This is a genomic window from Streptomyces spiralis (genome assembly GCF_014654675.1).
Taxonomy (GTDB): Bacteria; Actinomycetota; Actinomycetes; order Streptomycetales; family Streptomycetaceae; genus Streptomyces; species Streptomyces spiralis.
Genome location: NZ_BNBC01000003.1, coordinates 102,478 through 127,676, shown reverse-complemented (window position 1 = coordinate 127,676; position 25,199 = coordinate 102,478). Strand labels below are relative to the sequence as shown.

Annotated in this window: 19 protein-coding genes; 15 read left to right on the top strand and 4 right to left on the bottom strand. The window is 71.1% G+C overall.

What is annotated here, in order from left to right; translation table 11 throughout:
• Positions 1-48 precede the first annotated feature (48 nt).
• The 10 genes from IE318_RS04865 (at position 49) to IE318_RS04820 (ending at position 10,984) form a co-directional block, all read left to right on the top strand.
• Positions 49-969 (top strand): ABC transporter ATP-binding protein, encoded by a 921-nt coding sequence (locus IE318_RS04865; RefSeq protein ID WP_189896742.1) that lies wholly within the window; start codon positions 49-51, stop codon positions 967-969.
• The gene (locus IE318_RS04860) at positions 966-2,531 is read left to right on the top strand and encodes a DUF1349 domain-containing protein (RefSeq protein ID WP_189896739.1); all 1,566 of its coding nucleotides are present in this window, start codon (positions 966-968) and stop codon (positions 2,529-2,531) included. Before IE318_RS04865 ends, IE318_RS04860 begins: the two co-directional genes overlap by 4 nt.
• Positions 2,528-3,301 (top strand): ABC transporter permease, encoded by a 774-nt coding sequence (locus tag IE318_RS04855; RefSeq protein ID WP_189896736.1) that lies wholly within the window; start codon positions 2,528-2,530, stop codon positions 3,299-3,301. The genes IE318_RS04860 and IE318_RS04855 overlap by 4 nt, the downstream gene beginning before the upstream one ends.
• Positions 3,302-3,492: 191 nt before the next feature.
• Positions 3,493-4,779 carry a flavin-containing monooxygenase gene (locus IE318_RS04850; RefSeq protein WP_189896734.1) on the top strand — a complete coding sequence of 429 codons (1,287 nt, stop codon included), beginning with the start codon at positions 3,493-3,495 and terminating at the stop codon, positions 4,777-4,779.
• A 10-nt stretch (positions 4,780-4,789) separates the two neighbouring features.
• Positions 4,790-5,260, top strand: coding sequence for a RidA family protein (locus IE318_RS04845; RefSeq protein ID WP_189896732.1), 471 nt, complete (start codon positions 4,790-4,792; stop codon positions 5,258-5,260).
• Positions 5,257-5,931 (top strand): DUF1028 domain-containing protein, encoded by a 675-nt coding sequence (locus IE318_RS04840; RefSeq protein ID WP_189896730.1) that lies wholly within the window; start codon positions 5,257-5,259, stop codon positions 5,929-5,931. Before IE318_RS04845 ends, IE318_RS04840 begins: the two co-directional genes overlap by 4 nt.
• A complete protein-coding gene (locus tag IE318_RS04835; protein WP_229903337.1) occupies positions 5,928-7,100 on the top strand; it encodes a M20 family metallopeptidase in 1,173 nt (390 codons plus the stop codon). The genes IE318_RS04840 and IE318_RS04835 overlap by 4 nt, the downstream gene beginning before the upstream one ends.
• Before the next feature lie 55 nt (positions 7,101-7,155).
• Positions 7,156-8,604 (top strand): aspartate ammonia-lyase, encoded by a 1,449-nt coding sequence (locus tag IE318_RS04830; protein WP_189896727.1) that lies wholly within the window; start codon positions 7,156-7,158, stop codon positions 8,602-8,604.
• Between the two features lie 44 nt (positions 8,605-8,648).
• The gene (locus IE318_RS04825) at positions 8,649-10,004 is read left to right on the top strand and encodes an MFS transporter (RefSeq protein ID WP_189896725.1); all 1,356 of its coding nucleotides are present in this window, start codon (positions 8,649-8,651) and stop codon (positions 10,002-10,004) included.
• Between the two features lie 53 nt (positions 10,005-10,057).
• Positions 10,058-10,984, top strand: coding sequence for a LysR family transcriptional regulator (locus IE318_RS04820; RefSeq protein ID WP_189896722.1), 927 nt, complete (start codon positions 10,058-10,060; stop codon positions 10,982-10,984).
• 214 nt (positions 10,985-11,198) lie between these two features.
• Here IE318_RS04820 and IE318_RS04815 read toward each other — a convergent pair whose 3' ends face one another.
• The gene (locus IE318_RS04815; RefSeq protein WP_189896721.1) at positions 11,199-11,816 is read right to left on the bottom strand and encodes a TetR/AcrR family transcriptional regulator; all 618 of its coding nucleotides are present in this window, start codon (positions 11,814-11,816) and stop codon (positions 11,199-11,201) included.
• Positions 11,817-12,061: 245 nt separating this feature from the next.
• On the opposite strand from IE318_RS04815, the gene IE318_RS04810 reads away from it, so the two are divergent.
• The 4 genes from IE318_RS04810 to IE318_RS04795 all read left to right on the top strand — a co-directional run bounded on the left by IE318_RS04810 (position 12,062) and on the right by IE318_RS04795 (position 17,410).
• Entirely contained in the window at positions 12,062-13,534 is a 1,473-nt protein-coding gene (locus IE318_RS04810; RefSeq protein ID WP_189896718.1) for an aldehyde dehydrogenase, read from the top strand.
• A gap of 79 nt (positions 13,535-13,613) precedes the next feature.
• Positions 13,614-14,981, top strand: a complete 1,368-nt coding sequence (locus IE318_RS04805) for an aminotransferase family protein (protein ID WP_189896715.1) — start codon at positions 13,614-13,616, stop codon at positions 14,979-14,981.
• A 141-nt stretch (positions 14,982-15,122) separates the two neighbouring features.
• On the top strand, positions 15,123-16,631 hold the full coding sequence (locus tag IE318_RS04800; protein WP_189896713.1) for an APC family permease: 1,509 nt from the start codon (positions 15,123-15,125) through the stop codon (positions 16,629-16,631).
• 251 nt (positions 16,632-16,882) lie between these two features.
• Positions 16,883-17,410 (top strand): DUF1062 domain-containing protein, encoded by a 528-nt coding sequence (locus IE318_RS04795; RefSeq protein ID WP_229903336.1) that lies wholly within the window; start codon positions 16,883-16,885, stop codon positions 17,408-17,410.
• Positions 17,411-17,489: 79 nt separating this feature from the next.
• Here the strand turns inward: IE318_RS04795 and IE318_RS04790 are convergent, their stop codons facing one another.
• Both IE318_RS04790 and IE318_RS04785 read right to left on the bottom strand, forming a co-directional pair.
• Positions 17,490-18,638 carry a DUF3103 family protein gene (locus tag IE318_RS04790; RefSeq protein WP_189896708.1) on the bottom strand — a complete coding sequence of 383 codons (1,149 nt, stop codon included), beginning with the start codon at positions 18,636-18,638 and terminating at the stop codon, positions 17,490-17,492.
• 173 nt (positions 18,639-18,811) lie between these two features.
• Positions 18,812-19,540 (bottom strand): FadR/GntR family transcriptional regulator, encoded by a 729-nt coding sequence (locus IE318_RS04785; protein ID WP_229903335.1) that lies wholly within the window; start codon positions 19,538-19,540, stop codon positions 18,812-18,814.
• Positions 19,541-19,798: 258 nt separating this feature from the next.
• Here IE318_RS04785 and IE318_RS04780 point away from each other — a divergent pair, with 258 nt between their 5' ends.
• Positions 19,799-23,971, top strand: a complete 4,173-nt coding sequence (locus tag IE318_RS04780) for a beta-galactosidase (RefSeq protein ID WP_189896705.1) — start codon at positions 19,799-19,801, stop codon at positions 23,969-23,971.
• Positions 23,972-24,162: 191 nt separating this feature from the next.
• Here IE318_RS04780 and IE318_RS04775 read toward each other — a convergent pair whose 3' ends face one another.
• On the bottom strand, positions 24,163-25,053 hold the full coding sequence (locus IE318_RS04775) for a LysR family transcriptional regulator (RefSeq protein WP_189896702.1): 891 nt from the start codon (positions 25,051-25,053) through the stop codon (positions 24,163-24,165).
• Between the last annotated feature and the right edge of the window lie 146 nt (positions 25,054-25,199).

Here is a 25,199-nt window from a genome sequence, read left to right as displayed (position 1 = left end):
CGTACATCTACGTCGAGAGCTGTCGCCGAGACAAGGACGGACGAGCCCGTGAACGAGGCAACCATCGAAGTCACCGGTCTGCGTAAACGGTACGGACCCACGCTCGCCCTCGACGGCGTGTCCTTCACCGCCCCGCCCGGCAAGGTGACCGGCTTCATCGGCCCGAACGGGGCGGGGAAGTCCACCACGATCCGGGTGATCCTCGGCCTCGACGAACCCGACGAGGGCCGCGCCTGGGTGGGCGGACACGCCTATCAGGCGCTGAACCACCCGCTGCGCCACGTCGGGGCGCTGGTCGACGCCGCCGCCGTCCAGCCCAGCCGTACCGCGCGCAACCACCTGTTGTGGCTGGCCCGCTCCCAGCGCCTGGACGCCGGCCGGGTCGACTCGGTGCTGGGGCAGGTCGGCCTCACCGCGGCGGCCCGGCGCAAGGCGGGCGGCTTCTCGCTGGGCATGCGCCAGCGCCTCGGCATCGCGGCGGCGCTGCTCGGCGATCCGCCGGTGGTCATCCTGGACGAGCCGTTCAACGGCATGGACCCGGAGGGGATCGTCTGGATGCGCGCTCTGCTGCGCACCCTCGCTACCGAGGGCCGGGCCGTGCTCGTCTCCAGCCACCTGATGAGTGAACTGCAGGGCATCGCCGACCACATCGTGGCAATCGGACGCGGCAAGATCCTTGCCGACGCTGCCATCGAGGAGCTGCTGACCGGCGAGCAGGTGCTGCTGCAGACGCCGGCGCCGGCCGAGGCGGCCCAAGTATTGCAGCGCGCCGGGGGCGCCACGACGGTCCTCGACGACAGCACCCTGGGCATCTCCGCCCTCAGCGCCCGCCAGGTCGTGGAGGCCCTCGGCCGGTCCGGCGTGGCCTTCGCCGAGGTCAGCACCCGGCGGGCGACGCTGGAGGACGTCTACTTCCAGCTCACCAACGAAGAGACGGAGTTCCGCACCGGAACGGCGGTACGGCGATGACCACGACCACCGCCCCACCCGCGGCGGCCGGCACGCCCGAGCGGGCCCGTTTCACGGCCGTGCTGCGGGCCGAGTGGACCAAGTTCCGTACCGTACGAGGCTGGGTGATCGCCCCCGTCATGGCCGCCGTGCTGTGCGTCCTCTTCACCTATCTGGTCGCCAATGGCACTCACACCGACTACTGCACCGGCACCGGCGACTGCACGCCCGGCCACGCCTTCGTGCCCACCGGACCGGATGGCCAGGCGGTCGCCGACAGCTACTACACCGTCGGACGGCAGCTCACCGGCGACGGCACCATCACCACCCGGATCACCACGCTGACCGGCGTCACCTCGACCGCCCCGACCAGCGTCGCCCCGTCCCAGGCGCGGCAGACCCGCCCGGGCCTGACCCCCTGGGCCAAGGCAGGGATCCTGCTGCGCCCCAGCACCCGGCAGGGCTCGGCGTACGCCGCGGTGATGGCCACGGGCGGCCACGGCGACCGCTTCCAGTACAACTACGGTCACGACCACGCCGGCCGCCCCGGACGCGCGCCGCGCTGGCTGCGCCTGACACGCACCGGCAACACGCTCGCCGGGTACGACTCGGCCGACGGCACGACGTGGACGCGCATCGGCACCGCGCACTTGGCCGGGCTGCCGGCCACCGTCCACATCGGGCTGTTCGTCACCTCGCCGGTCTCCTTCCGATCCTCGGCCGACGGCTCGCGCACCCTGGCCACAGCCACGTTCGACCACACCGTCATCTCCGGGCACGCCACGCCCGGCGCCTGGCGCGGTCAGAACATCGGAGCCGGCGAGCAGGACTTCTACCCGACGCTGCGCTCCGGCGGCTACCACCGGGCCGGCGACTCCCTCGTCGTCAGCGGCTCCGGAGACATTGCCCCCGCCGTCGTCCAAGGGCTCCTCGGCGCCAACACGGCCGCCAGCAGCCAGCCCTTCGGGCTCACCGTCGCGCTGATCGTGCTCATCGTGGTGGCGGCCATGTTCATCACCGCCGAGTACCGCCGCGGCCTGATCCGCATCACCTTCGCCGCCATCCCCGGCCGGGGCCGCGTGCTGGCGGCCAAGGCCGTTGTCATCGGCGCGGTCGCCTTCGTGATCGCCGCCGTCGCCGCGGCGGCCTCCATCCCCCTCGGCGAGCACGTCCTGCACGCCAACGGGGCGTACGTCTTCCCGGCCGGCGCCCTGACCGTCGTACGCATCATCGCCGGCACCGCGGCCCTGTCCGCCATCACCGCCATCGCTGTGCTCGCCGTCGGCGCCATCACCCGCAAGAGCGCCGCCGCGGTCGCCGGGGGCATCCTGGTGTTCGTCCTGCCCTCGCTCATCGGCTCCCTCGGCTCCGGTGGCGCCGTGACGTGGCTGTACCGCCTTTCCCCGGCTGCGGGCCTGTCGGTGCTGCAGGCGCTGCCGCGATCGGCGCTGGTCGACTACCCATACACCTTCGGCAACGGCTACTACCCGCTCGCCCCTTGGGCCGGCCTCGGTGTCCTCGCCGCCTGGGCCGCGCTCGCCCTGGCGATCGCTGCTGTTGTGCTGCGCCGGAGGGACGCATGATCGCAGCGCTTCGAGCGGAGTGGACCAAGACGCGGACCGCCGGCGGCGGCGCGTGGCTGCTCGCGGGGGCCGTCGCCGTGACCGTCGCTCTCAGTGCGGGCATCGCCGCCGCCACCCACGTGTCAGCGCACAGCGGGCAGGAGGATCCCACCAAGGTCGCCCTGGGAGGCATCTACCTCGGCCAGGCGGTCGTCGCGGTGTTCGCCGTCCTGACCATCTCCGAGGAGTACGGCACCGGGATGATCCGCGTCAGCCTGGCCGCGGTGCCGCGCCGCCTGGTCCTGCTCGCCGCCAAGGCGGCCACCACCACTGCGCTCGCCCTCGCCGCGGGGGTCCTCGCAGTCACCGGGTGCCTGCTGGTGGGCCGGCTCATGCTCCCGGGGGCCGGGCTCGATCCGGCGCACGGCTATCCGCTCATCTCCCTCGGCGACGGCCCCACCCTGCGGGCCGCCATCGGCAGCGTCTGCTACCTCGTCCTGATCGGCCTGCTCGCCCTCGGCGTCGCTACCGTCGTGCGCGACACCGCCCCGGCGATCGCCGTCGTCATGGGCGTGCTCTACCTGCCGCCACTTCTTGCCCAGGCCTTCGCCGACCCGCTGCGGCGGCACATCGAGCAGATCGCACCCATGACGGCCGGACTCGCCGTCCAGGCCACCGCCACCGCCCACTCCGAGCCCATCGGCCCATGGGCCGGCCTCGGCGTCCTCACCGCATGGGCAGCCACATCGCTGCTGCTCGCCGCACTCCTGCTGCGCCGGCGCGACGCATGACCACCATCAGCACCGCCCACACTTCGGGCCGCACGGTTGCATCGGCGGGGTGTGGCGGCCACATCGGAAAATCAGTTCACTCATAACGGAAACATCTGTTGGACAGGTTTCCGGATGCCTCCGAGGATGTTTCGCGCGGTAGCACAGTCAACGCGACACCGGGATGGACTACCGCCTGAGTGGAGGCTGAAATGCCGAGTGAAGAGACCGAAGTAGTCGTCGTCGGGGCCGGTCAGGCCGGCGTGGCGATGAGCGAGCACCTGGGAGCCCATGGCATACCGCACATAGTCCTGGAGCGGCACCGCATCGCCGAGCGCTGGCGCTCGGAGCGATGGGACTCCCTGGTCGCCAACGGGCCCGCGTGGCACGACCGCTTCCCGGGACTGGAGTTCACCGACGTCGATCCGGATGCCTTCGCCTCGAAGGAACAGGTCGCGGACTACTTGGTCGCGTACGCCGAGAAGGTCGGTGCCCCGGTCCGCTGCGGCGTCGAGGTGACCGAAGTGCGCCGGCACGCAGGCCGGCCCGGCTTCCGGGTCGAGACGTCGGAGGGCTGCGTCGACGCCCGATTCGTCGTGGTCGCGACCGGACCGTTCCAACGGCCCGTGATCCCGCCCATCGTCCCGGACGGCGCCGTGCCCGTGCAGATCCACTCCAGCGGGTACCGCAACCCGGAGCAGCTCCCCGAGGGCGCGGTCCTCGTGGTCGGGGCCGGCTCCTCGGGGGTCCAGATCGCCGACGAGCTGCGCCGCTCCGGTCGCCGGGTCCTCCTCTCCGTAGGACCGCACGACCGTCCTCCCCGCCAGTACCGCGGACGTGACTTCTGCTGGTGGCTCGGTGTGCTCGGCATCTGGGACACGGAGACGCCTCCCCAGGGCGCCGAACACGTCACCATCGCGGTCAGCGGCGCCCGCGGCGGCCACACCGTGGACTTCCGGGCCCTGGCCGGCGCCGGCATCGAACTCGTCGGCATGACCGCGTCCTACGACGCCGGCGTCCTGCGCTTCGCGCCGGACCTCGCCACGAACATCGCGCTCGGCGACGACAAGTACCTGGCCTTCCTGAAGGCGGCCGACGAGTACGTCGAGCGCAACGGGCTGGACCTCCCCGAGGAGCCCGAGGCCCACGTCCTCGGGCCGGACCCGGACTGCGTGACCAGTCCCCTCCTGGAGCTGGACCTGGCCGAGGCCGGCGTCACCTCGATCGTCTGGGCGACGGGCTTCGCCGCCGACTACGGCTGGCTGAAGGTCGACGCGTTCGACGAGAACGGCCGCCCGAGCCATCGGCGAGGAGTGTCCTCCGAGCCCGGCGTCTACTTCCTGGGCCTGCCCTGGCTGTCCCGCCGCGGCTCCAGCTTCATCTGGGGCGTGTGGCACGACGCCCGGCATGTCGCCGACCACATCGCGACCCAGCGGGGCTACCTCGCGTACGGCACCACCGACCGACCCGTCGCCGCGCAGGCGACCGGGAAGAACTGAGGAGCAGAGGATGACGTCCACGAGCGGGGGCCGCCAGGCCAAGGCCCCGATCGTCGCCGGCGGGCACACCCGGATCCGCCCGTTCAACACGCGCGACACCTATCCCGAGCAGAACCTCGACAACGACCTCTGCCAGGCCGTCGTCGCCGGCGACACCGTGTATGTCCGGGGCCAGATCGGCCAGGACCTCGACACCAGCGAGTCCATGGGCATCGGCGACGCCGAGGCGCAGGCCGAGCAGGCCATGGCCAACATCAAGATGCTGCTCGAAGAAGCGGGCAGCCGCATGGAACACCTGGTCAAGCTGACGATCTATCTGATCGACCCGCGCTACCGCGAGGCGGTGTACCGCACCGTGGGGCGCTGGACGAAGGGCGTGCACCCCATCTCCACCGGCCTGGTGGTCTCCGCCCTCGCCCGCCCGGAGTGGCTGTGCGAGATCGACGCGATCGCCGTGATCCCCGAGGAGGACCGGGCATGACCATGTCCCTGGTGGTGCGCGACGGCGAGCGGTTCGGCATCGTGGTCAGCTCCTCGTCCCCGGCGGTCGCGGCCCGGGTCGCCCATCTGCGGCCCGGACTCGGCGCGGCGGCCTCGCAGAACGTCACCGACCCCACGCTCGGCGCGAGCCTGCTGGACGGGCTGGCGGACCACGGCGACGCGGAACGCGCCCTGGCCGACGTCATCGGCGCGGCGCGCAACGCGAAGACCATCGCCCACCGGCAGCTGACGGTGCTGGGCCGCTCCGGTCCCGGGTTCGCGTACAGCGGCTCGCGGACGCTCGGCAAGCACGCCTCGGCCACCGCCGACGGTGCCGTGGCGGCCGGCAACATGCTGGCCGGCGAGCACATCCCCGGCGTTCTCCTCGACGCCTATGCCGCGGCCTCCGGGGACCTGGAGGAGCGCCTGCTCGCCGCACTGAGGGCCGGCGTCGCGGCCGGCGGCGAGGAGGGGCCGCTGCACTCCGCGGGCCTGGCGGTCGTCGCGGACGTGGACTGGCGGGTGACCGACCTGCGGGTGGACTGGGCCGACGATCCCGTGGACCGGCTCGGCGGACTCCTCGACGTCTGGCTGCCGCAGCGGGACGACTACGTGCGGCGCGGACTCGACCCCGCCTCCGCTCCCTCCTACGGCGTCCCGGGCGACCTGTGACGGGCGCGCTGAAAGAGGCCGCCCGGCGGGCCGTCGACCGTCGTGCCGAGGAGCTGATCGGCCTCTCCGAACGGCTGCACGCCGACCCGGAGACCGCCTGGGAGGAGCACCGGGCCGCCGCCGCCGTACCAGAACTGCTGGACCGCGCCGGATTCGCCGTCACCTCCTCCTACCTGGGACTCGACACCGCCTTTCACGCACGGTTCGGCCGCGGGCCGGTGCGGATCGCGCTGTGCGCCGAGTACGACGCGCTGCCCGGCCTCGGCCACGCGTGCGGGCACAACCTCATCGCGGCGTCCTCGGTGGGCGCCGCGCTCGGCCTGGCCGCCGTCGCCGACGACGCCGGCCTCACCGTCGAGGTCTACGGCACCCCGGCAGAGGAAGGCGGCGGCGGCAAGATCGAGATGCTCGACCGGGGTGCCTTCGCCGGGGTGGACCTGGCGATGATGGTGCACCCGGCGCCGGTCGACGTCGCCGAGGCCCGGCCGTTCGCGGTCAGCCACTCCAAGGTCACCTACACCGGGAAGTCCGCGCACGCCGCGGCCTATCCGGAGGCCGGGGTCAACGCGGCCGACGCCTTCACCGTGGCCCAGGTCGCGATCGGCCTGCTGCGCCAGCAGCTGCCGGCCTCGGCCCGGGTGCACGGCGTGGTCACCCACGCCGGGGACGCCCCGAACGCCATCCCGGATCGGTCGGCCGGCCGGTGGTACGTGCGGGCGGAGACGCTCGCCGAACTCGCCGAGCTGGAACCACGGGTCATGCGGGCCTTCGAGGCCGGTGCCCTCGCGACCGGCTGCGAGCTGGAGATCGAGCCGGAGAGCAAGCCGTACGCGGAGTTCCGCACGGACGAGACCGCCCTCGGCCACTACCGTGCGAACGCCCTCGCCCTGGGCCGGGAGTTCGCACCGCCCGGCCAGGCCGCCCGGATGAATCGCGCCTCCACCGACATGGGCAACGTCTCGCAGGTGGTGCCGGCCAGCCACCCCTACATCGGCATCGGTTCCCTGCCCGCCACCAACCACCAGCACGAGTTCGCCGCGTACTGCGTGGGCGGGACGGCACAGCGCGCCCTGCTCGACGGGGCGATCGCGCTGGCCTGGACCGGCGTGGACCGCAGCGCGCCGGCCGGGGGAGACCGCGGCGCGCCGGCCGGGGGAGCGGCGGCATGACCGTTCCGTCCGCTGCCCCCGGCCCCCTCGATCCCCGACGACCCCGAGGACACCGATGCCCCTGACTTCCGGCCGCCGGCGCACCGCCCCGGCGGACCACGAGCACCGCACGCGCACGGAGCACGACATGCTCGGCGACGTCGACGTGCCGGCGGACGCCTACTACGGCGCGCACACGGCCCGGGCGGTGGCCAACTTCCCGATCACCGGGGAGACACTCGCCGCCAGGCCGCACCTGATCGCCGCCCTGGCGGCGGTGAAACAGGCCGCGGCCCGCGCCAACGCTCAGGTCGGCGCCCTGGACCCCGCACTGGCCTCGGTGATCGAGGACGCCTGCGCCGAGATCCGCGACGGCGCGCTGCGGGAGCAGTTCGTGGTCGACCTCATCCAGGGCGGCGCGGGCACGTCGACCAACATGAACGCCAACGAGGTCATCGCCAACCGCGCGCTGGAACTGCTCGGACGCCACCGGGGCGCGTACGCGGTCCTGCATCCCCTCGACCACGTCAACCTCGGACAGAGCACCAACGACGTCTATCCGACCGCGGTGAAACTGGCGCTGGACGCGCACATCGCCGAACTGCTCGTCGCCCTGGCCGGCTTGCGCGAGGCCTTCGCGGCCAAGGCGGCCGAGTTCGCCGACGTGCTGAAGATGGGGCGCACCCAGCTGCAGGACGCCGTACCCATGACGCTCGGCCAGGAGTTCGGGGCGTTCGCCGCCACCCTCGCCGAGGACGAGCAGCGGCTGTCGGAGGCCAGGCACCTGCTGCACGAGCTGAACCTCGGCGGCACCGCGATCGGCACCGGACTCAACGCCCGCCCCGGATACCGGGAGCGCGCCATCGAGCACCTGCGCCGGCTGACGGGCATGGCGACCCTGGTGTCCTCACCCGACCTCATCGAGGCCACCCAGGACGTCGGTGTCTTCGTCCAGCTGTCCGGCGTGCTCAAGCGCATCGCCGTGAAACTGTCCAAGATCTGCAACGACCTGCGGCTGCTCTCCTCGGGGCCGCAGGCCGGCCTCGGCGAGATCGACCTCCCCGCACGGCAGGCCGGGTCGTCCATCATGCCGGGCAAGGTGAACCCGGTGATCCCCGAGGCGGTCAACCAGATCGCCTTCGAGGTCATCGGCAACGACGTCACCGTCACCCTCGCCGCCGAGGGCGGCCAGCTCCAGCTCAACGCCTTCGAGCCGGTCATCTACCGGAGCCTGAGCGCCGGCCTCGACCACCTCACCGCGGGGATCGACGTCCTCACCGAACACTGCGTGCGCGGCATCACCGCCAACCGGCACCGGCTCGCGGAGACCGTCGCCGCCTCCACCGGAGTGGTCACCGCGCTCAGCCCCGCACTCGGCTACGAGACCGCCTGCGCCATCGCGCTGGAGGCGCACCACACCGGCCGGCCCGCGCTCGACCTCATACGCGAGCGCGAGCTGCTCACCGAGGCGGAACTCCGCGAGCTCACCACTCCCGCCTCCCTGACCGGACGGCCCACGGTCTGAGCCACGGCACCGGATTCTCCATCCCTCTCCCCAAGGAGGCGCGTATGCGCACCAGTAACATCGCCGCCACGACGACCCAAGCCGCGGCGGCCACCGACGTGGTCGCGCTGCGCAGGAGCGTCGCCGCGGGAGCCATCGGCGTGTTCGTGCACTGGTTCGACTGGGCTGCCTACGCCTATCTCGCCGGTACCGTCGCCACCGTCTTCTTCCCCGCCGAGAACAGCACCACCGGACTGCTGGCCGTGTTCGGGGTGTTCGCCGTGTCGTTCGGCATCAGGCCGATCGGTGCCCTGGTGTTCGGACCGCTCGGCGACCGGATCGGCCGCAAGCGCACCCTGTCGCTGGTCATCTTCATGATGTCCGGCGCGACCCTGACGATCGGTCTGCTGCCGGGCTACGCCTCGATCGGGATCGCCGCGCCGGTGCTCCTGGTGGTCCTGCGCCTGATCCAGGGCTTCGCCGCGGGCGGCGAGTTCGGCAGCGCGGCGAGCTTCCTCGCGGAGAGCGCGCCCCGGCGCCGCCGCGGATTCGGGGTGAGCTGGCTGGAGGTCGGGTCCCTGCTGGGCTTCCTCGCCGGCTCGTTCGTCTTCCTGCTGCTGTCCGCGGGGCTCGACGAGGACCAGCTGGTCTCCTGGGGCTGGCGCATCCCCTTCCTCGTCGCCGCGCCGCTGGGTGTCATCGGATTCATCATCCGCAACAAGATCGAGGACACCCCGGAGTACCGGGCCCTGGAGGCCGGCGACTCGATCCCGCGCAGCCCCGTGCGGGAGCTGCTGCGCTCCCACAAGCGGCAACTGCTCCAGGCGGCCGGCCTGATGGCGGCCATGCACGTGCCCTTCTACGCCGTGCTGACCTACCTCGTCACCTATGAGACCGACCACCTGGGGCACTCGGCCGACGGCGCCGCCCTGCTGTCCACGGTGATCTCGCTGCTGGGGCTGGTGCTCGTGCCGCTGTTCGGCCTGCTGTCCGACCGGGTGGGACGCAAGCCGGTGTTCGTCGGCGCGACGGCGGCCCTGCTGGTCGTCTCCACCCCGGCCTTCCTCCTGATGCGGACCGGGCTCGCCGGGACCTGGGTCGCCGGTCTGCTGCTCGGCGTGATCCTGGCGGCGATCCTCGGCACGTACGCGGTGTGGTCGGCGGAGACCTTCCCCACCAGGACACGTCAGAGCGGTCTGTCCATCGCCTACAACGTCACGGCCGCCCTGTTCGCCGGCACCGTGCCGTACCTGATGACGGTGCTCATCTCCGCCACCGGCAGCACCCTGGTGCCCGGACCGTACCTGATGGTGTTCGCCGCCTGCGGTCTGGTCGCCGCACTGTCCCTGCGGGAGACCGCCGGTTCCGCCCTGCTGCGCCCGGAGGACGTGCGGGAAGCGGCGGGCACGGAGGTGCGCTGACCAGCGCCGTATAGGGTCGGCGCGGACACGGTCACCGGGCACTAGGGTCACGCATGACGTCACCAGTGGGTTTCACACTCGTTCAGCTCCGCTACTTCCTCGTCGCGGCCGAACGCGGGTCGATGACGGAGGCGTCGGCGGAGCTGCACATCGCCCAGTCCGCCGTCTCCGCGGCCATCCACAACCTGGAGCGGGACCTCCAGGTGCAGTTGTTCATCCGCCGCCGGGGCCGGGGGCTGACCCTCACACCCGCCGGGGAGCGGCTCCGCCAGCAGGCCCGGGATCTGCTGGCCCGCGCCCGTGAGGTCGAACGGGAGGCCCGGGGGGACGGCGAGACCATCACCGGGCCGGTGGCCGTCGGCTGTTTCGTGACCCTGGCCCCCTCCTATCTGCCGCCCCTGTTCAGCGAGTGCACCAGACGCCATCCGGGCATCGAGATCGACGTGGTGGAGGCGGAGACGGACCAGCTCGTCCACGCCCTGGTGACGGGACGCATCGACTTCGCCCTCACCTACGGTCTCGGTCTGTCGGCCGAGCCGGACCTGATCAGCGAGACGATCGCCGTCGCTCCCGCCTATGTCATCGTGTCGGCCGATCACCCGCTGGCCGGCCGGGGCAGTGTGGAGCTGGCCGAACTGTCCGGGGAACCGCTCGTCCTGCTGGATCTTCCCCACAGCCGCGACTACTTCCGCTCGCTGGTGGCCGCCACCGGCACCGCGCCCGATGTCCGCTACCGCACCCAGAGCTACGAGACCGTACGCTCCCTGGTGGCCCGGGGACTGGGCTACTCCGTGCTCAACCAGCGGCCGGCGACCAGTCAGACCTACGGCGGCGGCGAGATCGCGGAACTCCAGCTCCGGGACGGCGGCCCCCCGCTCGAAGTCAAGATCGCCTCGGTGCGGGGCATGAACCAGACCGCCCGCGCCCGCGCGGTGATGGACCTGCTGCGGGAGATCGCCGCGCCGCCCGCCGAGGACTGAGCCGGCAGCCACCCACGGGTCAGCTCCCGGGCGGTGGCCGGCGGGACTCTTCCTAGGGGGTGTCTCGTCGATCATGCCGGGCTCGCGGCGCCTGGCACCGCACCTCGCGGCGTTGTCGTCGGTCGCCGATGCTCCGCATCGACTCCCTCCTCCGCCTTGCGATGTACGGCACCAGCCACCGCTCCCTGATCCGCCCTGATCGACGAGACACCCCCTAGAGATCCGTGCGGCCCGTCACCGCCCGCGCATGGGCCACAAGGAGCTCACGGGCCCTGTCGGGACGCAGCGCCGCGTTGTGGCTGACGATGTGCAGGCCGTAGCCGTCCTCCAGTGCCACCAGACTGTGCGCCAGATCGTGCGCGGACGCGGCGAGGGAGAAGGCACCGGTCGCGGCGCCGACCTCCAGGGCGGTCGTGTACAGCGCGACCTCCCGGGCGAACAGGGAGGTCATCAGCTCGGCGTGGCCCGGGCTGCGGCCGGCGCGCCGGTGCAGTTCGTACAGCAGCCCGTGGACCGGATCGTCCGTCATGCTCGGCAGACCGCTGTGCAGCAGGGCCCGCAGCCGCGCTGCCGGATCCTCGGCAGGGGCCTCCTCGTAGGCCCGCTGCCGGGAGGCCAGGTAGCTCTCGACGGCGCCCCGGTGCACCTCCAGGACGAGGTCGTCCAGCTCGGGGTAGTAGTACAGGACCGAGCCCTGGGAGACGCCTGCCGCGTCCGCGATGTCCTTGATGCGCAGGCCCTCGAGCCCGCGCTCGGCGATCGCCTGCCCCGCGGCGGAGACGAGGGCCTGCCTACGTGCCGTCTGGTTGCGTGGTCTTCCGGCTTTCCCCATGGAGATCGATTCTCTGTCATCCGTATCAGTCTTCGCAAGAAGTTCCCGCCAGAAGCATTGACGGCTGCTTCCCCTATTGTTTGAATCTCGACTCAAAGAAATCGCCCCAGGCGCTCCTTGCCGAGCCCCTCGCGCCTGACGCGCCCGCCGACCTGAGACGGCATCCCTCGGGCGGCCCGGGCCGCACCTGATCCGCACCGGCACCGGTTCGCCCACGTCCCACGACGCGATCGAAGGCCACACACATGCAGTCGTACGACCACTGGCGGCAGCGCGCCGCCGACCTCACGCCACGCACACGCCTGTTCATCGACGGAGCGTGGACCGACCCCACCGAGGACCGGTGGATCCCAACCGTGAACCCCGCGACCGGCAAGACCACCGCCCACGTGGCGGCCGGCTCGGCCGGCGACGTCGACCGGGCCGTGACCGCGGCCCGCACCTCCTTCGAGGACGGCCGCTGGTCGCGCACCGCGCCCGCGCAGCGCAAGCGGGTCCTGCTCGCCCTCGCCCGTCTCATCGAGGAGAACAGCGAGGAACTCGCCCTCTGCGACACCCTCGACATGGGCAAGCCGATCGCCGAGTCCCACGGCACCGACGTGCCCGGCGCGGCCGGCGTCTTCGCCTGGTACGCGGAGGCCGCCGACAAGCTCTACGACGAGGTCGCCCCCGCCCCGCCCGGCAACCTCGCCCTCGTCCGCCGCGCCCCGCTGGGCGTCGTGGGCGCGGTGGTGCCCTGGAACTTCCCCCTGGACATCGCGAGCTGGAAGCTGGCGCCCGCCCTGGCCGCGGGCAACAGCGTCGTCCTGAAGCCGGCCGAGCAGTCCCCGCTGTCGGCGCTGCTGCTGGCCGAACTCGCCTCGGCGGCCGGCCTTCCCGACGGTGTGCTGAACGTCGTACCCGGCCCGGGGGAGACGACCGGGCGGGCGCTCGGCCTCCACCCGGACGTGGACACCCTGGTCTTCACCGGCTCCACCGCCGTGGCCAAGCGGTTCCTCGCCTACGCGGCCGAGTCCAACATGAAGCAGGTGTGGCCGGAGGCCGGCGGCAAGAGCCCCAACGTGGTCTTCGCCGACGCCGACCTCGAGGCCGCCGCCGAGCGCGCCGCCTGGGGCTTCGTCTACAACTCCGGCCAGGTGTGCTCCGCCAACACACGCCTGCTGGTCGAGGCCTCGGTCGCGGAGGAGTTCACGGCCGCGGTCGCCGAACACGCCCGCGGCTGGCTGCCGGGCGACCCGCTCGACCCCGCGACCCGTCTCGGACCGCTCGTCGACGAGGCCCAGGTCGAACGCATTCTCGGGGCCCTGCGCTCATCGGGCGGCACGCTCGTGTGCGGCGGCACGCGCCCCGACCGTGACGGCGCCTACCTCGACCCCACCGTCGTCACCGGCCTCGGACCCGACGCCCCGCTCGTCCGGGACGAACTGTTCGGCCCCGTGCTGACCGTACTGCCCTTCCGCGAGGAGGCCGAGGCGGTGCGCCTCGCCAACGACTCCGCCTACGGACTGGCCGCATCCGTGTGGACCCGGGACCTCGGACGGGCCCACCGCGTCGCCGACGCCCTGCACGCGGGCACCGTGTCCGTCAACACCGTCGACGCGCTCAGCCCGCTCACCCCCTTCGGCGGCTTCAAGCAGTCCGGCCACGGCCGCGACCTCTCCCTGCACTCCTTCGACAAGTACACCGGACTGAAGACGACCTGGATCGCGCACTCCTGACCGAGCGGACGTCAACAGACCTCCCGACCACCCCGACCACCCCGCCCACCTCCGGTACCGAACAAAGGACGCACCACCGATGACCCTCGACGCCGCAGACCTCACCCGGCTGGACCGAGCGCACATCATCCACCCGTACCTGCCGGGCAGCGCCACCGAGCGCGTCGTCATGACCTCCGGATCCGGCTGCCGCCTCACGGACACCGAGGGCCGTGGGTACCTCGACGCCACCGGCGGCCTCTGGCTCGCCCAGATCGGCCACGGCCGCACCGAACTCGCCGACGTGGCGCACGAGCAGATGAAGAAGCTGGAGTACTTCACCAGCTTCTGGGAGTTCTCCAACGAGCGCGCCATCGAACTGGCCGCGCGCCTGGCCTCCCTCGCCCCCGACCCCCTGAACCACGTCTACTTCACCTCGGGCGGCTCCGAGGGCAACGAGGCGGCCATCAAGATGGCCCGCTACTACCACCACCGGCGCGGGGAGAGCAGCCGGACCTGGATCCTGGCGCGCAGCAAGGCCTATCACGGCATCGGCTACGGCGGCGGCTCGGCCACCGGCTTCCCCCTCTACCACGAGGGCTTCGCCCCGATGATGCCGCACGTCTCCCACCTCACGCCCCCGTGGCCGTACCGCCGCGAGCTCTACGGCGACCAGCCGCTGACCCCGGAGCAGGTCACCGACTTCCTCATCCGCGAACTGGAGGAGCGCATCGAGGAGATCGGCCCGCACAACATCGCCGCGATGATCGGCGAACCCATCATGGGCGTCGGCGGCATGCTCGTCCCGCCGGCCGACTACTGGCCCCGCGTGCGCGAGGTCCTCGACCGGCACGGCATCCTGCTGATCTTCGACGAGGTCGTCACCGCCTACGGCCGCGTCGGAAAGTGGTTCGCCGCCCAGTACTTCGGAGTCACCCCGGACATCATCGTCACCGCCAAGGGCATCACCTCCGGCTACGTCCCGCTCGGCGCCCTCCTGGTCGGCGACCACGTCGCCGAGGTCATGCTGCGCGACCACGGCTTCCCCATGGGTTACACCTACAACGGCCACCCCGTCGCCACCGCGGTGGCCACTTCCAACCTGGACATCATCGAGAAGGAGGGCCTCCTCGCCCGCGCGACGAGCATCGGCTCCTTCCTGCACGCCGAACTGCAGGCGCAGCTCGGCGAGTTGCCGATCGTGGGCGAGATCCGCTCCGTCGGCATGATGCTCGCCGTCGAACTCGTCGCGGACCGCGCCACCCGCGCACCCCTGCCCCTGAACCCCGACCGGATGCCGCACGACGTCATCCGCCGAGAGACGGGCGTGATCGTGCGCGACTCCGCGCACAGCCTGGTGCTGTCCCCGCCGCTCATCATGACCGAGGCCGAGGCCAAGGAAGCGGCCTCCGCCCTGCGCGGCGTCCTGGAGCGCACCGAGCCCACCGGCGAGATCCGGGCCGCCTGACGCCTTTCCCGGGAGGCCCGGCCCCGACCGGGCCCCCCGGGCAGGACCCGGCCCAGTACCACCCGACACGGACCCCACACCGTAGCGGCGCACCGCACGCGCCCCCTCGCAGTCACTCCTCTCCCTCCCTAGGAACTGCCCGTGTCCTCCAATGTCTCAACCACCGAACCACGCGCATCCCGGCCCGAGGCGGGCGCCCTGCAGCGCAGCCTCAAGCGCTTCGACATCACCGCCATGGCCATCGCCGCGGTCATCTCCTTCGACACCGTCGGGCAGATCGCCACCGGCGGCGGAGAGGCCGCCACCTGGACCGCGGCCATCGCCGTGTTCTTCCTCGTCCCTTACGCCCTGCTGTTCGCCGAGACCGGCGCCGCGTTCCCCCAGGAAGGTGGCCCGTACGTCTGGGTCAAGCTCGCCCTCGGCCGTCCGGCGGCCGCACTCACCACCCTCATGTACTGGGTCACCAACCCCATCTGGCTGGGCGGCTCACTGGTCTTCCTCGCCGCGCAGACCTGGGACGGCTTCGTCTTCCACCTGGGCTCGGGCACGGTGGCCGACTACACCTTCAAGCTCCTGTTCGTCTGGATCGCCATCCTCACGGCCGTCGTCTCCCTGCGCCGCGGCAAATGGATCACCACCGCGGGCGCGGCCATGAAGGTCCTGGCCCTCGCCGCGTTCACCCTCACGGCCATGCTCTACGGGGTACGGCACGGCTTCCACGGCCTGACCGACACCAGCTTCACCCCGACCACCGCAGGCTTCCTCGCACTTGTGCCGATCCTGCTGTTCGCCTACGTCGGCTTCGAAGCACCCAACGCCGCCGGCGAGGAGATGCACGACCCGCAACGGGACGTGCCCGCCGCCCTCGGCCGCTCCGCCGCGGTCGCCGCCTGCTGCTACCTGCTCCCGGTCCTCGCCCTTCTGGCCGTCGTCCCCGCCCACCAGGTCACCGGCATCGGCGGCTTCATGGAAGGCGCCCGCCTCGTCTTCGGCGTCTACGGCGGTGCGGCCGGCCCCCTGCTGAAGACCACCGCGGTCATGTTCGTCTTCGCCCTGCTCACCCAGGGCAGCGCCTGGATGATCGTCAGCGACCGAATGCAGGCCATGGCCGCGGCCGACGGCGGCTTCTTCACCCGCGCCCTCGGCACCTTCCATCCGCGGCTCGGCACGCCGGTGCGCACCAACCTGCTCTCCGGAGCCGTCGCCACGGTGTTCATGCTCGCCGCCATGCGGTTCGCGAACGGCGACGCGGCCGACGTGTTCGCCGTGGTGCTCACCGTCGCGGTCACCACCTTGCTGCTGTCCTACCTGGTCGTCATCCCCGCACTGGTCCTGCTCAGGATCCGCCGTCCGGACGTCCCGCGGCCCTATCGCGTCCCCTTCGGCACGCGCGGCTTCCTGCTCTGCGGAGCGCTCGTCTACGCCTGGATCCTCATCGGGTCGTGGTCGGCGCTCTTCCCCGGAGTGCTGGAACAGCTCTTCGGCATCGACTACGTCTTCCACGACGTCTGGGGCGTCTCCCGCACCTCCTTCGAGGCGTTCACCCTCGGCACCGTCGTCGCACTGCTGATCGTCGGCGCGATCGGAGTGGCGGTGGCCCGCCGAGAGAACACGGCACGGGCCGCAGGCGGCGAGGCCGGTACCTCGTAGAGGTCGACGGCCTGCGGGTGACGCAGCCTCAAGGGCATGACCGGGTCGCTCGAAAACCGGTGGAGCACCGCGGCTGCGCGCCGCTACCGTGCAGCCGAGCCCAGTCGTCTGGTGAAGGACGTGCCGTTGTACACCCTGTGAGACCTCCCGAGCGCTGATTCGTCGCGCGTCGCGCATGTGCGCCGCGCTGCTTCCTGCTGCGGACTTCTCACTGAAACCGGTGTACTTCTGTGCTCAATAGCTGGGTGGTCATGCCCACCTGCCTGCCGACCGTTCTCCGCCGTTGCCACACGTGCTCGTCGGAGCGCTTCCGGGCCAACGGCAAGTTTCGCGTCAACGCGAACCACAAGCTTCTCGACGCCTGGCTCCTGGTGCTCTGCACCGTTTGCGGGGACACGGCGAAGCTCACCGTCCTGGAGCGGACGAATGTGCGCTCCGTCCGACCTGAGCTGCTGGACCGGATGCACGACAACGATCCTGGGCTGGCAGCCGAGCTGCTCCAGGATCCGGTCCTGCGGCGCCGTAACCGCATCGCCCTCGACTGGGCGGGCGCCTGGCGTCTCGACACCGGCGGATCGGATCACCTGGACCGCGAGGTGATCGACGTCTCGGTCCGCTTCGCGGCGCGGATCCCCGTGCGGCCGGTGCGCCTGATCGCCGAAGGCTGCGGTCTTGCGCGGGCCGAGGTCGAGAGGCTGATCACGGAGGGGAGACTCGTCTCGGCGGTGCGGCTGAGCGGCAAGCTCTCCGACGGCTTCACCTTCACCCTCAAGCGCTGAGCCCTCCACAGGACCAGGGGCCTGTCCGGCGAGATCCGCCGGACAGGCCGCGAAGGTGGAAGCGATGCCGCGGGCTCCGTCAGAGTTCCTCGACGAAGTACGGCTCGACCGTCATCCAGCCGTTGCCCGCGGCGCCGTTCAGCCGGCCGGTGGAGTTCTTCGACAGGGTGTACCAGGAGTCCACGTAGTCGGGGTCATCGGTGAACCAGGAGTCGGGCATCGCGCTCAGCAGCGCGTTCACCAGGGGGATGTAGGTTCCCTGGTCGGTCACCGTGAGCAGGGCCGTGGTGAGCGCCTGGGCCAGCGCCTTGTAGTTGGTGCCGTCGTCGTCCTCCATCATGACGACGTCGGCGAGGTTGTACTTGTAGTTCGACCAGTTGACCAGGATCTGGTTCGGGTAGTAGACGGTGTTGTCGTCGTCCAGGTACGGCATGTCGACCGAGTCGACGCGCACTTTGCCGTCCAGACCGAAGCCGGTCACCAGGGAGAACATCTCGGCTCCGCCCTTGAACCAGGGCTCCTCGTCGTCCTTCACCTCGACGCCGGTGACCTTGGTGGCCCACCAGCCCGCCGCGTCGAGAGTGCTCACGGGTTTGTCCGGCAGCCGGTCGAGTCCGCCCGCGGCGAGCGCGTCACGCAGCACTGCCATCCCGGCCCGGTGAGCCTTGGAGACGTCGATGTCCAGGACGTAGAGCGGACGTTCGGGTACCCGGGCGGTGTCCACGGTGTGACGGCCGCCCTGGCTGTCGTAGGCCGTGAGAGTCGTGGCGTGGTCGTCGGCTGCCGCGACGGCGACCCAGGGGGTGGTGTCGGCACGCAGTCGCGCGCGCATGGAGGGCGCACCCAGACGTACACGCAACAGCGATCCCGTCGACTCGGGCAGCCCCTTCAGGGCCGTGATTCGTCGGTCGGCGGCGGAGACCGAAGCCCGCAGACGGCCGCCCGCCGTATCGACGGCCTGGCCGGCCAGCGCCTGCAGATCCACCTCTCGTGTGCCGAGCGCGGCCGAGCGCACCTGCGCCCGCCACCGCGGATCGCGGAGTGAGGAGGAGAACGACCGCGCGACCGACTCCTCGACACCTCGGACCTGTGCGTGCGGAGAGGGCGGGACCTGGCTGCCCGGATTCGCGGCCGTCGAGGCGATCGCCGGCTGGACACTGCCGGCGATGACGGCCGACAGCATCACGCTGATCAGGGCGCGGCGCCGCTTGCTTGCTCTGCTCATCATGCTCCTTCTGCTATTCGGCGTGTCGTGCGTGTGATGGTGGATGCGCTTGACGGGAACATGACATATGTGGGAGCGAGTCGGGAACAGCCCGGAAGCATTCCCCTCCTGTGCGGAGCCGTTCCCTGTGGGGCGCCGTTCCCTGTGCGGAGTCGTTTCCTGTGCGGAGTCGTTTCCTATGCGGAGTCGTCGTGGGCCGAGCGCGCCCGGGCGTGATTCAGTGAGCTCAACATGATCTTCTCGGTGTCGCGCAGATACGCTCCGGCCGCGCGCTGCGCCTCCTCGCTCCGGTGGCCGACCACGGCGTGCACCACCGGCGCGAGCCGCTTCGACGCCTCCGCCGCGTCCTCGAACGGTGCCCGAAGGGCTCCCCGCACCGGGAGGTAGGCGTTGAGCAGCGTGTTGGTGAGCAGCAGATAGACCCGGTTCCCGGTGGCCCGTGCCAGTTCCCGGTGCACCTCCACGTCGGCGAGCTGGGCGGCGTCCGCGTCCGAGGCCGAGCCCACTCGGTGCAGAAGTTCTTCCAGACGCCGGGCCTGCCGTGCTGTCCGCCGGACCGCCGCGCGGCCGGCGATGAGCGTCCCGATGTGCCGTCGAACCTCGAAGATCTCCCTGAGCCACGCGGGGTCCTGCGCCGCCAGCATCGGGAGCAACTCGGCGCCGCCGAGCCGCAGATAGTCCAGGATCCGGGTGCCGATACCGTGCCGGGTGCTCAGCAGCCCCGCCTTCTCCAGCCGGGTCAGGGCGTGTTTCAAGGTCGTGCGTGTCACGCCGTACCCGGCGGCCAGCTCCCGCTCGGGGGGCAGCAGGGAGCCGGGTTCGTGTGTACCGCTGAGGATGTCCTCGCGCAGCCTGGCTTCCAGCAGGTCGACCACGGATCGACGGGGAATGCTCTCCACTGCCACGGAGGACCTCCAGACCTACTGTCGGTGGCGCGACGACTCACTGGTTCAGTGGCTGAGCCACTGCCTCAGTGAAGCAGCCTCAAGGACGTTCGGTCAACGGCCGTGCGGCACCGGGGAGTTGCTCGTGATCGGTCGCATCGGGGTTCTGGCCGGATCCGCGTTCGGTCCGCCCCATTGTGAAGTGCCCCGCACGCGCTTACTGTTCGACTTTGACTGAGTCTGTTTGAAGTTGATTGGTCGGACGGCAGGGAGGCCGCAGTGCGCAGAGAACGGGTCGGTCGAAGAGATGCGAGACCCGGCCGCCGGCGGTGGTGGAGGGGGATCCTCGCGACGGCAGCGACCATCGCGCTGTCCACGGGCCTGATCGCGCCCGCCGCGGCGGAAGACGCCCGCGGGCAGGCGGCCGCCGCCACGCCCGCCGCCGACTCCCGGCCGCACACGGTGACGTTCGACGGCTACTCGTTCCTGGTCGACGGCGAGCGCACCTACCTGTGGTCGGGGGAGTTCCACTACTTCCGGCTCCCGAGTCCTGACCTGTGGCGCGACATCTTCCAGAAGATGAAGGCCGCCGGGTTCAACGCCACTTCCCTCTACTTCGACTGGGGGTACCACTCGCCGAAGCCGGGTGTGTACGACTTCAGCGGGGTACGTGACGTCGACAGGCTCCTCGACATGGCCGAGGAGGCCGGGCTCTACGTGATCGCGCGCCCGGCGCCGTACATCAACGCGGAGGTCGACAGCGGCGGCCTGCCCGGGTGGATGACCACCAAGGCCGGACACAACCGCAGCGACGACCCGCAGTTCCTCAAGTACGCGGACGAGTGGCTGACACAGATCGACCGGATCATCGCCCGCCATCAAATGACCAACGGCACCGGGTCGGTCATCGCCTACCAGGTCGAGAACGAGTACTACAACGGCTCGGCCGCCGGCCGCTCCTACATGGAGCACCTGGAGGACAAGGCCCGCGCCGACGGCATCACCGTACCGCTGACCGGCAACAACAACGGCACCTTCAACTCCGGTACAGGAGCCCTGGACGTCGACGGCCCGGACTCCTACCCGCAGGGCTTCAACTGCTCCAATCCCTCCAAGTGGAACGGCGTCCCCGACATCTCCTACGACCATCCGGCGGGCAAGCCGCTGTACTCGCCGGAGTTCCAGGGCGGCGCCTTCGACCCCTGGGGCGGGCCGGGCTACGACAAGTGCGCCCAGCTGATCAACGACCAGTTCGCCAACGTGTTCTACAAGCAGAACATAGCCGTCGGCGCCACCGCGCAGAGCTTCTACATGACCTACGGCGGCACCAACTGGGGCTGGCTGGGCATGCCGGAGAACTACACCTCCTACGACTACGGCGCCGCGATCCGCGAGAACCGACAGCTGGACCCGAAGTACTACGAGGACAAACTGATCGGGTACTTCACGCAGTCGGTCGCCCCGCTCACCAAGACCGACGCGATCAAGGCCGCGCCACCGGACGACCCGGCCGTCGTCGACACCGCCCGGATGAACCCCGACACCAGGACGCAGTTCCACGTCCTGCGGCACGGGAACTCCACGTCCACGGCGGTCGACAAGACCCACATCTCGCTGGACCTCAACGCCCAGCCGTCCACGGACACCACCTACACCTGGGACGACGCCGACTCCGCGCTGCAGTACACCGGTTCGTGGTCGCACGTGGCCGACCAGAGCTACACCGGCGGCGACTACAAGCACACCGAGTCCTTCTCCAACAAGGCCGGTGACTCGGTCACCGTCCCCTTCGACGGCACCGCGATCCGCTGGATCGGCTCGAAGACCGACAACCACGGCTACGCCGACGTCTACCTCGACGGCACCAAGGCGGCCACGGTCGACGACTCCGGCGGCGAGAACCAGGCGGTGATCTTCCAGAAGACCGGCCTGACGCCCGGAGCGCACACGCTGAAGATCGTCGTCACCGGCAGCCACGGCTCGGGGTCGTCGGACAACTACGTGTCCATCGACGCCATCGACGTGCCGACGGCCGCCGCCGCGACGCCGACCTATCCGGTCGTGCCGCAGCAGCCGGGCACGGCGATCACACTCGACGGGCGCGACTCGCACGTGATCGTGGCGAACCACCGGCTCGGCGACTCGCAGTTGCAGTACTCGACGTCGGAGATCATGACCCACGCGGCCGTCGGCGACCGGGACGTCGCCGTGCTCTACGGCGACTCCGGGAGCGACGGCGAGACCGTGCTGCGCTACTCCTCCAAGCCCACCGTGACCACCAGCGGCGGCACGGTCACCACCACCTGGGACGCGGCCACCGGCGACCTGCGGCTGAACTACACGCACAAGGGCCTGATCCGCATCGGCATCAGCGGCGGCGGAAAGCACCCGATGCTCCTGCTCGTCGGCGACAAGGCGACGGCGGAGACCTTCTGGCGCCAGGACACGGCCACCGGCCCGGTGCTCGTACGCGGCACCCACCTGCTGCGCACCGCGACCAGCCTGGACGGCGGCGACACCGTGGCACTCACCGGCGACAACGCCGATGACAAGAACATCGAGGTGTTCACCTCCGCCGACCGTGTCACCTGGAACGGCCACGCGCTGAACACCCGGGCCACCGACACCGGCAGCCTCACCGGCACGATCCCGGTCGCGGCCCCCGTCCACCTGCCCGAGCTGACGAACTGGAAGCACGCCGAGGAGTCCCCCGAAGCGGCCCCCGGTTTCGACGACACCGGCTGGCAGGTCGCCGACAGGACGACCACCAACAGCGTCTCCGGCGTCAACTCGCTGCCGGTGCTCTACGCGGACGACTACGGGTTCCACACCGGCAACACGTGGTACCGCGGCCGCTTCCGCGCCACCGGCAAGGAGACCGGCATCCACCTCGTCTCGGACTCCGGCGGCAAGGCGCAGGCGTTCTCCGCCTGGCTCAACGGCACCTTCCTGGGCAGTTCCACGACCGGCAGCGCCGACCTCACCTTCCCGGCCGATTTGGTGAAGCCGAAGGGCGACAACATCATCTCCGTACTGACCGTGAACATGGGGCACGAGGAGGACTACAACTCGACCAACGGCAACAAGACCGCGCGCGGCCTGACCAGCGCCTCCCTCGTCGGGGCGCCGCTGACCCCGGTCACCTGGCGGCTGCAGGGCGTACGGGGCGGCGAGGACCCGCAGGACCCGGTGCGCGGCCCGCTCTCGACGGGCGGCCTGTACGGCGAACGGGCCGGCTGGTCGCTGCCGGGCTACCCGGACGACGACTGGAACCGGGTGTCCCTGCCGACGACCGACACCCGCCCCGGCGTCTCGTGGTACCGCACCGACGTCGACCTGGACCTGCCGCACGGCCAGGACACCTCGCTCGGCCTGACGTTCACCGACGACCCCTCGCGCAAGTACCGCGCCACGATCTTCGTGAACGGCTGGCAGGTCGGCAACTACGTCAACTACCTCGGACCGCAGCACACGTTCCCCGTGCCCAACGGCATCCTGGATCCGAACGGCCGGAACAGCATCGCCATCGCCGTGTGGAACCTGGACGGCAGCACCGGCGGGCTCGGCAAGGTGTCGCTCACCGACTATGGCACCTACGCCTCCTCCCTGCGGGTGGCCCAGAACCACAGCCCCCGCTACGACCACCGTACGTACGAGATGCCGAAGCGGCCCGGAGCGGACGTCACCCTGGGCACGCCGAACACCGCGGAGTCGGGACAGGCCTTCACGGCCGAGGCGACGGTGCGGTTGCCCGAGGACGGGCCCTCCGCCTCCCGGCTGACGGCCTCGCTGACCCTGCCCGAGGGCTGGAGCGCGAGCGCCACGAGCCCTGAGTCGGTGGACCGCCTCGTCCCCGGCGAGTCGGCCACCTTCACCTGGAAGGTGCAGCCACCGGACGGGAAGCTGCCATCCGCCTCTGCCCTCACCGCCACGGTGCACTTCGTGCAGAATGGACGGCCGGCCGCCGGGAGTGACGAGCGCATCGTCAGCGGAATCCCGCCGGCCCCGCCGACCGGGCAGAATTCCGTGAGCGACCTGCCGTTCCTGTCGTCCACCAACGGGTGGGGCCCGGTGGAGCGCGACAGCAGCGTCGGCGAGCAGGCGGCCGGGGACGGCCGTCCGATCAGCATCGCCGGCGCCGGCTATACGAAGGGCCTGGGCACCAACTCGGTCAGTGACGTCGAGCTCTACCTCGCCGGAAAGTGCTCGCGGTTGACGGCGGACGTCGGCGTCGACGACGAGACCGGCGGCGCGGGGACGGTGACGTTCTCCGTGATCGCCGACGGCAAGACCCTGATCACCACGCCGACGATCCGGGGCAGGCAGGCCGCGGTGCCGATCGACGTCGACGTCAGCGGCGCGCAGGTCGTCGACCTGAAGGTCGGCGACGCCGGAGACGGCAACGGCAGCGACCACGGCGACTGGGCGATGCCGACGCTGACGTGCGGTTAGCTCCACGGCTCACGGACGCCTGCGGCAGCGGGACTCGGACCCTCGGCCGCAGGCGTCCGCCGGGCGCCCGGGTCACAGCAGGCCGTGGGCGGCCGCGAGGTCGCCGGTCGCCGGGCACGTGATCACCTGCCGGTCACACGCAGTCCGCCGCCTTGCCGGGGCCGACCCACGGCGGGCGTCTCGTGCGTGCTTCAGTGCGCTGGTGGGCGTTCCGCGGGCCGGCCCAGGGTCTGCGCAGCGGCCTCGGCGAAGTCGCGGACGAGGGGGGAGCGGCGGGACGCCACCCACGCCAGGGCCACCTTGTTGGGTCCGATGCCCTCCACGGGCAGGGCGATCACGTCCGGGCGGGTGTAGAAGCCGGCGGTGGAGAGAGGGATCACGCAGATGCCGGCTCCGGAGGCCACCAGTTCCAGCTTCTCCTCCACCTGGTGGATCGGCGGCACCTCGGGTCGCCGATCGCCGCGCAACTCCAGTGCGACGTCACGCCACTCGGGTACGGCGTCGGGATCCTGGAGCAGGTGCTCGGCGGCGAGGTCACCGACGGTCACCGACGCCTTGTCCGCCAGGCGGTGCCCGGCGGGCAGCATCACGACCCGGGGCTCCTGGAAGAGCGGCCGCACCTCGAGGCCGTGCTGGTCGATGGGCAGCCGTACCACGCCGACGTCCGCCCGGCCGTCCAGCAGTACCTCCACCTGGTCGTGCCAGCTGGTACGCAGCAGACGTACGTTGACGTCGGGGTGACGGGTGGTGAAGACGGCCGTGGCAGGGGTGACCGTGATGCCGGGCATGAAGCCGATGGTCAGCGTGGGGGTGCCCAGCGCCGCCGTCTTCACCCGCCGAACCAGCGCCTCGGCCGAGGCAAGCAGTGGGACGGCGTCCTCCAGCAACTGCTCTCCGGCCGGTGTGAGCAGCGTGCCGCGCCGGTCACGTACGAAGATCTCGGTGCCCAGGTCGTCCTCCAGGCTTCGGATCTGCCGGGACAGCACCGGCTGGGCGATGTGCAGTCGCTCGGCGGCACGCCCGAAGTGCAGCTCCTCGGCCACGGCCACGAAATACCGGAGCTTGCGCAGATCGAGATCCACCCGGACTCACCGCTCACTTTCTCCGAGGCGACGACCTCCTGGGCGGTCGGCCGTTCGGAACGACTCCTCGATCGCCCCGTGGGACGACCGGGGCAGTTGATCACGAATCTACCGCCCTGGGCGCGGCGAGCCGTCACAGACGGCGC

What these genes read in the sequence shown, in the direction of transcription:
- IE318_RS04825 (WP_189896725.1), top strand. Translation starts at nt 8,649, where the DNA reads ATGCGCACCAGTAACATCGCCGCCACGACGACCCAAGCCGCGGCGGCC.
- IE318_RS04845 (WP_189896732.1), top strand. Translation starts at nt 4,790, where the DNA reads ATGACGTCCACGAGCGGGGGCCGCCAGGCCAAGGCCCCGATCGTCGCC.
- IE318_RS04855 (WP_189896736.1), top strand. Translation starts at nt 2,528, where the DNA reads ATGATCGCAGCGCTTCGAGCGGAGTGGACCAAGACGCGGACCGCCGGC.
- IE318_RS04830 (WP_189896727.1), top strand. Translation starts at nt 7,156, where the DNA reads ATGCCCCTGACTTCCGGCCGCCGGCGCACCGCCCCGGCGGACCACGAG.
- IE318_RS04860 (WP_189896739.1), top strand. Translation starts at nt 966, where the DNA reads ATGACCACGACCACCGCCCCACCCGCGGCGGCCGGCACGCCCGAGCGG.
- IE318_RS04815 (WP_189896721.1), bottom strand. Translation starts at nt 11,816, where the DNA reads ATGGGGAAAGCCGGAAGACCACGCAACCAGACGGCACGTAGGCAGGCC.
- IE318_RS04795 (WP_229903336.1), top strand. Translation starts at nt 16,883, where the DNA reads ATGCCCACCTGCCTGCCGACCGTTCTCCGCCGTTGCCACACGTGCTCG.
- IE318_RS04805 (WP_189896715.1), top strand. Translation starts at nt 13,614, where the DNA reads ATGACCCTCGACGCCGCAGACCTCACCCGGCTGGACCGAGCGCACATC.
- IE318_RS04820 (WP_189896722.1), top strand. Translation starts at nt 10,058, where the DNA reads ATGACGTCACCAGTGGGTTTCACACTCGTTCAGCTCCGCTACTTCCTC.
- IE318_RS04790 (WP_189896708.1), bottom strand. Translation starts at nt 18,638, where the DNA reads ATGATGAGCAGAGCAAGCAAGCGGCGCCGCGCCCTGATCAGCGTGATG.
- IE318_RS04810 (WP_189896718.1), top strand. Translation starts at nt 12,062, where the DNA reads ATGCAGTCGTACGACCACTGGCGGCAGCGCGCCGCCGACCTCACGCCA.
- IE318_RS04840 (WP_189896730.1), top strand. Translation starts at nt 5,257, where the DNA reads ATGACCATGTCCCTGGTGGTGCGCGACGGCGAGCGGTTCGGCATCGTG.
- IE318_RS04850 (WP_189896734.1), top strand. Translation starts at nt 3,493, where the DNA reads ATGCCGAGTGAAGAGACCGAAGTAGTCGTCGTCGGGGCCGGTCAGGCC.